This is a genomic window from Pseudomonas sp. GM21 (assembly GCF_000282215.1).
Lineage (GTDB): Bacteria > Pseudomonadota > Gammaproteobacteria > Pseudomonadales > Pseudomonadaceae > Aquipseudomonas.
Map to the genome: position 1 here is coordinate 22005 of NZ_AKJS01000092.1, position 8217 is coordinate 30221.

Sequence of the window (8217 nt, forward strand, 5' to 3'; positions counted from 1 at the left end):
CCTCTGTGGCTGGAGTAAAACAAAGATGGCCACTAATGCCTTTGCCGCATGGCTCTTGGCGATGTTCATGATTTTTTCTGGAGAAGCAGCCATGGCGAGCAGCCTGAAATTAGCAGACCCCTCGGAACTGGCCGGTAAATGGCAGGCCACCCTGAGCACCCGGGACGACGCGCCAGAGACTCAGACAATGCAGGACAAGCCTTCCAACGTCTGTGTCATCGAATTGCAGCTCCAGCAAACACTGGGTGAGGGCGCCGACTGTTTAAGTGCATGGCTTGCAGGCGAAAAAGCCATCGGCTGGTTTACCGAGCCGGACGGCATTGCGATCACCGGCAACGAAGGCTCGAAGATTCTGTTTTTCAGTTGCCAGCGTGATGGTTCCTATAGAGCAAACTTGAAATCTACGCTGGTCATAAAACTTGTGCGTCAGGCGAATTAATAAAAAATGAGCGTTTCGTTATAGAACCATAACGAAATTAAGTTGTAGTTTGTTTGTAAGCGCTAGTGCGCACAACGCACATCCGTGCCTGCGAGTACGGCGAATGGAAACTTCGTCACGTATGACGAGGAATAACACCTCAGGAAGAGCCCATGAAGATGTCAAAGAGCCCGGTCAGTGCACCGTTATACAAAGCATTGGGCGACTACAAGAGCATCCTGATCAGCGTCGGTTGTTTTACCGCATTAATTAACGTGCTGATGCTGGTCCCGTCGATTTATATGCTGCAAGTTTATGATCGCGTGCTGTCTTCGCAGAACGAAACGACCTTAGCCATGTTGTCGCTCATGGTGGTCGGGTTCTTCGCCTTTATCGGATTACTGGAAGTGGTGCGCAGCTTCATCGTCATCCGCATCGGCAGCCAACTGGAACGACGCTTCAACCTGAAAGTTTATCAAGCCGCATTCGAGCGCAACCTGTTCAAGGGTGAGGGCAACGCAGGCCAATCGCTGGGGGATCTGACGCACATCCGCCAGTTCGTCACCGGCCCGGCGCTGTTTGCCTTCTTCGATGCACCGTGGTTTCCGGTTTACCTGTTGGTGATCTACCTGTTCAACGTATGGCTCGGGGTGTTCGCGACCGTGGGTGCGCTGGTGTTGATTGGCCTCGCATGCCTTAACGAAGCATTGACCAAAAAGCCCTTGGGCGAAGCCGCCGGTTTTTCCCAGCAGTCCAGCCAATTGGCTACCAGTCACTTGCATAACGCCGAATCCATTCAAGCGATGGGCATGCTGGGCGCGCTGCGCAAGCGCTGGTTTGACGTGCATTCACGCTTTCTCGGCTTGCAGAACCAGGCCAGCGACACCGGCGCGGTCATCAGTTCCCTGAGCAAAACCTTGCGCCTGTGCCTGCAATCGCTGGTCCTGGGACTGGGTGCGTTGCTGGTGATCAAGGGCGACATGACCGCCGGAATGATGATCGCCGGTTCGATCCTGATGGGCCGCGTCCTGAGCCCCATCGATCAATTGATTGCCGTCTGGAAACAGTGGAGCGGCGCCAAGCTGGCCTACCGTCGTCTGGATGCATTGCTGCAAGCCTTTCCACCGAGTGACGAGGCCATGGCGCTGCCAGCGCCGAAAGGGCAGATCACTTTCGAACAGGTCAGCGCCGCGCCGCCGGGGCAGCGTACGGCGACGCTGCACCTGGTCAACTTCAACCTTGGCGCAGGGGAAGTGTTGGGCGTGCTGGGCGCTTCCGGCTCAGGCAAATCGACCCTGGCCCGGGTGCTGGTCGGCGTGTGGCCCACCCTCGGCGGCACGGTTCGACTCGACGGCGCGGACGTTCATCGCTGGAACCGCGATGACCTCGGCCCCTACATCGGCTATCTGCCGCAAGACATCGAATTGTTCAGCGGCAGCATTGCCGAAAACATCGCCCGCTTTCGCGCAACCGATCCGCAAAAAGTCGTTGAAGCCGCGCAACAGGCCGGCGTCCACGAACTGATCCTGCGCCTGCCGCAAGGCTACGACACGGTGCTGGGTGAAGATGGCAGCGGTTTGTCCGGCGGCCAGAAGCAACGTGTGGCATTGGCTCGCGCCCTGTATGGCCGCCCGCGTCTGGTGGTGCTGGATGAACCGAACTCCAATCTAGACACCGTGGGCGAAGCCGCGTTGGCCAGTGCCATCGCGCACATGAAGGCCCAAGGCACCAGCGTGATTCTGGTCACCCACCGTTCTTCGGCGTTGGCTCAGGCCGACAAATTGCTGGTGCTGAACGACGGGCGCTTGCAGGCGTTCGGCCCGAGCCAGGAGGTATTGAAAGCACTGTCCGGCGCCCAGGAACACCTGCGGGAAAAACCGCCGCAGGCACCCGGCGGACTGAGCATGAGCCGACAGTATCAGCCCTCGACAAGGAGTTCGGGCGTATGAATCAGTGCAACGAAGCCAGGCTGGAACACGAGCGTGATGCGCGTTTCTTCGCCCGCATGGGCTGGATGCTGGCGCTTGTTGGCGCCGGGAGCTTTTTCACTTGGGCCAGCCTCGCACCGCTCGATCAAGGCATACCGGTGCAAGGCACGGTCGTGGTATCGGGCAAGCGCAAAGCCGTGCAATCGATGAGCCCCGGCGTGGTCAGCCGGATTCTGGTGCGTGAAGGGCAAGTGGTGAAGCTGGGCCAGCCGCTGTTCCAACTTGACCAGACTCAGGTCGCGGCTGACGTCGATTCATTGCAGGCGCAGTACAACATGGCCTGGGCCAGCGTCGCGCGCTGGGAAAGCGAACGGGACAACCTCAAGCAAGTGAATTTCCCGATCGAGCTGAGCAAGGATGCCGACCCGCGGCTGGCGCTGGTGCTCGAAGGCCAACAGCAATTGTTCAGCAGTCGCCGCGAAGCCTACTTCCGCGAGCAGGGCGGGTTGCGCGCCAACATGGAAGGCGCCGCCGCGCAATTGGCGGGCATGCGTCGCGCACGTACCGACCTGATGGCCCAGGCCAACTCGCTGCAACAACAACTGGGCAATCTTCAGCCCTTGGCGGATAACGGCTACATCCCGCGCAACCGGTTGATGGAATACCAGCGTCAACTGTCGCAGGTGCAACAGCAACTGGCCGAGAACACCGGCGAAAGCGGCCGGGTGGAGCAGGGCATCCTCGAAGCGAAACTCAAGCTGCAACAACACATCGAGGAGTATCAGAAAGAGGTCCGCACCCAACTGGCCGACGCGCAACTCAAGAGCGTGACCCTCAAAGAGCAACTGACTTCCGCCGGGTTCAACCTGCAACACAGCGAGATCATCGCCACCGCCGACGGCATCGCGGTCAACCTGGGGGTGCACACCGAAGGCGCGGTGGTGCGCCAGGGCGACACCTTGCTGGAAATTGTGCCGCAGGGCACCCGCCTGGAAGTGGAAGGGCACTTGCCGATCAATCTGGTCGACAAGGTCGGCACCCATTTGCCCGTGGACATCCTGTTCACCGCGTTTAACCAGAGCCGCACGCCGCGAGTGCCCGGCGCAGTCAGCCTGATCTCTGCCGACCAGATGGTCGACGAAAAAACCGGCGCGCCGTACTACGTGCTGCGCAGCAGCGTCAGCGACCAGGCCATGGAAAAGCTCAATGGCCTGGTGATCAAACCGGGTATGCCGGCGGAAATGTTCGTGCGTACGGGTGAACGTTCACTCCTCAATTATCTGTTCAAACCGCTGCTCGACCGGGCCGGCTCCGCGTTGACCGAGGAATAAGGATGTCCGGTTGTATGAATAAGCTTTCCAGGCTCGTAGCGACCCTGACGTTGCTGACGTGCAACAGCGTGATGGCCATGGGGCCGTTCGATATTTACGAGCAAGCGTTGCGCAATGACCCGGTGTTCCTGGGCGCGCTCAAGGAACGTGAGGCTGGTCTTGAAAACCGCATCATCGGCCGGGCTGGCTTGCTGCCAAGGGTGGGGTACAACTACAACAAGGGCCGCAACTCGTCCAAGGCCACCTACCTCAATGAGCACCGGCAGAATCAGACGGATGACCGCCATTACAACAGTTACGGTTCGACCTTGACCCTGCAACAGCCTTTGATCGATTACGAAGCCTATGCGGCGTACCGCAAAGGCGTGGCCCAGTCGTTGTTTGCCGATGAAGCGTTTCGCGGCAAGAGCCAGCAATTGCTGGTGCGTGTGTTGGAGCACTACACCAAGGCGTTGTTTGCTCAGGATCAGATCGACATTGCGTTGGCCAGGAAGAAAGCCTACGAACAGCAGTTCCAGCAGAACGAGCAGCTGTTTCACCAGGGCGAAGGCACGCGCACCGATATTCTTGAGGCCGAGTCCCGTTACGAACTGGCCACCGCCGAAGAAATCGAGGCGCGCAACGAGCAAGACGCGTCCTTGCGCGAACTCGGTGCGTTGATTGGTGTGCCGGTGATCGACATCACCGACCTGGCGCCGCTGGCGCCGCACTTCCAGACGTTCAGTCTGCAACCGGCCAACTACGACACCTGGCACGAAATGGCCGTGGCCAACAACCCGAACCTGGCCTCCCAGCGCCAGGCGGTGGAAGTGGCGCGTTACGAAGTCGAACGCAACCGCGCCGGGCATCTGCCGAAAGTCAGTGCCTTTGCTTCGGTGCGCCAGAACGAATCGGAAAGCGGCAATACCTATAACCAGCGTTACGACACCAACACCATTGGCATCGAAGTCAACGTGCCGCTGTATGCCGGCGGCGGGGTGTCGGCGTCCACTCGCCAGGCCAGCCGCACCATGGAACAGGCCGAGTACGAACTGGATGGCCAGACCCGCGAAACCCTGATCGAGCTGCGCCGACAGTTCAGCGCCTGCCTGTCGGGTGTGAGCAAGCTGCGCGCCTACCAAAAGGCCCTGACGGCTGCCGAAGCGCTGGTGGTGTCGACCCGGCAAAGCATCTTGGGCGGCGAGCGCGTCAACCTGGATGCGCTGAACGCCGTACAACAACTATTTACCACCCGCCGCGATCTGGCACAGGCACGCTACGACTACTTGATGGCCTGGACCCGGTTGCACTACTACGCCGGAACGTTGAATGAACAGGATCTGGCCAGGGTCGACGAGGCATTTGGCCAAGGTCGGAGGACTTGATGAGTTGATCGGTAGCAGCTGCCGAAGGCTGCGTCCGGCTGCGCAGCAGTCGCCGTCCGGTCTATCTGATAAACCGCGTTGTCAGGTTTTACGACTGCTTCGCAGCCGGACGCAGGCTGCGCCAGCTGCTACTGGGAGATGCGGTGGGGCTCCCAACGGGAAACCAGAATTCTAAAAAAGCCAAAAAAGCGAGTCGTCATGCACAAGGAAGTCTCCAACAACCCGATCTCGGTCGGCACACTCTTGTTGCTGGTGTCAGCAATGCCTCACGCCGTACAGGCTGCCTACCTGGAAGCCGGTAAACCCGGCGATGCCGCCAGTTGGCGCAGCGCCGAGTTCCAGCGTGACTGGGGCCTGGTCCGCATGCAGGCGGATCAGGCGTATGCCGCCGGTATCACCGGCAAAGGCGTGAAAGTCGGCGAACTGGATTCCGGTTTCGATGCCACCCATCCAGAATTTGCCAGCGATCGTTACCACACGGTGACCGCCAGCGGCAGCTATGTCGACGGTACGGTGTTCAATGTCGACGGCACGCTCAACCCCAACAACGATTCCCACGGCACCCACGTCGCCGGCACCATCGGTGCCTCTCGCGATGGCATCGGCATGCACGGCGTGGCGTATAACGCCCAGCTCCTTGTCGGCAACACCAACAAGAACGACAGTTTCCTGTTCGGTCCCAATCCCGATCCGCACTATTTCAAAGCGGTCTACAACGCCTTGGCCGATGCCGGTGTGCGAGCGATCAACAACAGTTGGGGCAGCCAGCCGCCGGACGTCAGTTACCGCACCCTGGCCGACTTGCACGCGGCCTACGCCCAACACTGGAACAAAGGCACCTGGCTCGATGCTGCCGCCGATGTTTCGCGGCGTGGCGTGATCAACGTGTTCAGCGCCGGCAATAGCGGCTATCCGAACGCCAGCGTGCGCTCGGCGTTGCCGTATTTTCAGCCGGATCTGGAGGGCCATTGGTTGGCGGTGTCGGGGCTGGATCAAGGCAATCAGCAGAAATACAACCAGTGCGGGCTCGCCAAGTATTGGTGCATCACCACGCCCGGCGCGAAGATCGACAGCACCATTCCCGATGGCGGCTACGCGATCAAATCCGGCACCTCGATGGCGGCGCCCCATGCGACCGGCGCACTGGCGCTGGTGATGGAACGTTACCCGTACATGAGCAACCAACAGGCACTTGAAACGCTGTTGACCACGGCCACTCAACTCGATGGTTCGATCACCGATGCACCAAACTCTCGAGTGGGCTGGGGCGTGGCCAATCTTGATCGAGCGATGCGAGGGCCGGGGCAGTTGCTTGGGCGTTTCGATGCCAATCTGGGGGCAGGGCAGAGCGATGTCTGGAGCAATGGCATCACCGACAAGGCCTTGATTCAACGTCAAACAGAAGACCTCGCCGAACACAGTGCCTGGCAGCAGACGCTGAAAAACAAAGGCTGGGAAAACGGCGTTCCGGTGGGCGCCAGTCAGCAGGATCAGACGGATTACGCGGTCGGCATGACGCGCGATGCCGCTGCCGCCAGCCGCGTTTACGAAGGCAGTCTGATCAAGACCGGCGACGGGCGACTGATGCTGACCGGCGACAATACCTATCGCGGACCGACCACGGTCAACGGCGGCTTACTCGCGGTCAACGGCTCACTGACCTCCCGTGTGACCGTCAATGACGGCGGTACGCTCGGTGGTTCGGGGCGAATCGGTGCATTGACCGCCCATCACGGCGCAACGGTGGCGCCCGGCAATTCAATTGGCAGCTTGCAGGTCACGGGTGACGTGACGTTCGCGCCCGGTTCGACTTACGCGGTCGAACTCTCACCCACCCGCAGTGATCGCATTGTGGCCGGCGGTACAGCCACGCTCAGCGGTGCGACGGTGACACTGTCGCTGGAGAACAGCCCAACCTTGCTCAGCGCCACTGAAGTGCAAAGCCTGCTCGGGCACCAATACACCATCCTGCTAGCGGCGGGCGGTGTTCAAGGCCAGTTCGGCGCGGTGTTGCCCAACTATCTGTTTATCGGCGGTAGCCTCGATTACGCCGCGAGCGGTGTTCAACTGAGTGTCGAACGCAACGACACGTCTTTTGCCAGCGTCGGGCAAACGCCCAATCAACGCGCCGTTGCCACTGCCATTGAAGGGCTGGGGGTGGGGGATTCAGTCTACGAAAGCCTGTTGCTGTCGCCGTCCGCCCGTTCGGCACAACAGGCGTTCCAGCAGTTGTCCGGTGAAATCTACCCGGCGCTGGCTTCGGTGCTGATCAATGACAGTCGTTACGTGCGTGATGCCGTGGGTGAACGCCTGGTGGAGGCCAAAGGCACTCAAGGCAATGGCTGGATCAAGGCGCTGGGTGCCTGGGGCAAGACTGATGACCGCAATGACACCGCCGGTTATACGACGTCGATTGGCGGCTTGCTCGCCGGTGTCGATGGGGCGCTGGATGAGCAAACCCGCATCGGACTGGTTACCGGTTACAGCGACAGCTCGGTGAGCATGGGTTCGGGCACGCATTCATCGGCCCAGGTCGACAGTTATCTCCTTGGCGCTTACGCCGGCCGCGAGTCGGGTGCCTGGCGCCTGAGCGCTGGCGGTGCCTACAGCTGGCATCGCGCCGACGTCAGGCGTGACCTGCAATACGGCGAAGTCAGCGCCAGACAGAAAACCAAAATCGATGCCGCAACCACCCAGGTGTTCGGCGAAGCGGCGTATCGACTGGACCTGCAACCCTTGGTTCTGGAGCCTTTTGCCAATCTGGCCTACGTGCACCTCGACACTGAAGGTTTCGCCGAGAAAGGTGATGCGGCCGCACTGAAAAGCAGCGGTGACACGCGCGACGCGGTGCTCAGCACCTTGGGTGCGCGCGCGCTGAAAACGGTGAACCTGTCCGCACAGCAGCTGGACCTGAGCGCGAGCCTGGGTTGGCAACACAACCTGAGCAATACCGATTCCGAGGAACACCTGGCATTCGCCAGCGGTAGCACGCCGTTTTTGGTGCAAAGCTCACCCATGGTGCGTGATGCGGCACTGGTCGGCGCCCATGCCAGCCTGGCTCTGAGCCGGGACATGCGCTTGAACCTCGATTACACCGGGCAACTGGCCAACCGCGAGAACATCCACGGAGTAGGGCTCAGCCTCAATTGGCAGTTTTAACGCAACCCTGTAGCAGC

5 protein-coding genes are annotated in these 8217 nt (G+C 60.3%); all 5 read left to right on the forward strand.

Going from position 1 to position 8217, the window contains the following annotated elements:
* The first annotated feature begins 25 nt into the window (after positions 1-25).
* Positions 26-439 (forward strand): AprI/Inh family metalloprotease inhibitor, encoded by a 414-nt coding sequence (locus tag PMI22_RS14150; protein WP_007946080.1) that lies wholly within the window; start codon positions 26-28, stop codon positions 437-439.
* Between the two features lie 152 nt (positions 440-591).
* Positions 592-2367 carry a type I secretion system permease/ATPase gene (locus PMI22_RS14145; protein ID WP_007946081.1) on the forward strand — a complete coding sequence of 592 codons (1776 nt, stop codon included), beginning with the start codon at positions 592-594 and terminating at the stop codon, positions 2365-2367.
* A complete protein-coding gene (locus PMI22_RS14140; protein ID WP_007946082.1) occupies positions 2364-3677 on the forward strand; it encodes an HlyD family type I secretion periplasmic adaptor subunit in 1314 nt (437 codons plus the stop codon). The genes PMI22_RS14145 and PMI22_RS14140 overlap by 4 nt, the downstream gene beginning before the upstream one ends.
* A gap of 2 nt (positions 3678-3679) precedes the next feature.
* Positions 3680-5041 (forward strand): TolC family outer membrane protein, encoded by a 1362-nt coding sequence (locus PMI22_RS14135; RefSeq protein ID WP_007946083.1) that lies wholly within the window; start codon positions 3680-3682, stop codon positions 5039-5041.
* A gap of 198 nt (positions 5042-5239) precedes the next feature.
* Positions 5240-8200, forward strand: coding sequence for an autotransporter serine peptidase EprS (gene eprS, locus PMI22_RS14130; protein WP_007946084.1), 2961 nt, complete (start codon positions 5240-5242; stop codon positions 8198-8200).
* Positions 8201-8217: the final 17 nt, after the last annotated feature.

Excerpts from the sequence above, each read along its gene's own strand:
- eprS (WP_007946084.1), top strand. The coding sequence starts at position 5,240 with ATGCACAAGGAAGTCTCCAACAACCCGATCTCGGTCGGCACACTCTTG.
- PMI22_RS14150 (WP_007946080.1), top strand. The coding sequence starts at position 26 with ATGGCCACTAATGCCTTTGCCGCATGGCTCTTGGCGATGTTCATGATT.
- PMI22_RS14145 (WP_007946081.1), top strand. The coding sequence starts at position 592 with ATGAAGATGTCAAAGAGCCCGGTCAGTGCACCGTTATACAAAGCATTG.
- PMI22_RS14135 (WP_007946083.1), top strand. The coding sequence starts at position 3,680 with ATGTCCGGTTGTATGAATAAGCTTTCCAGGCTCGTAGCGACCCTGACG.
- PMI22_RS14140 (WP_007946082.1), top strand. The coding sequence starts at position 2,364 with ATGAATCAGTGCAACGAAGCCAGGCTGGAACACGAGCGTGATGCGCGT.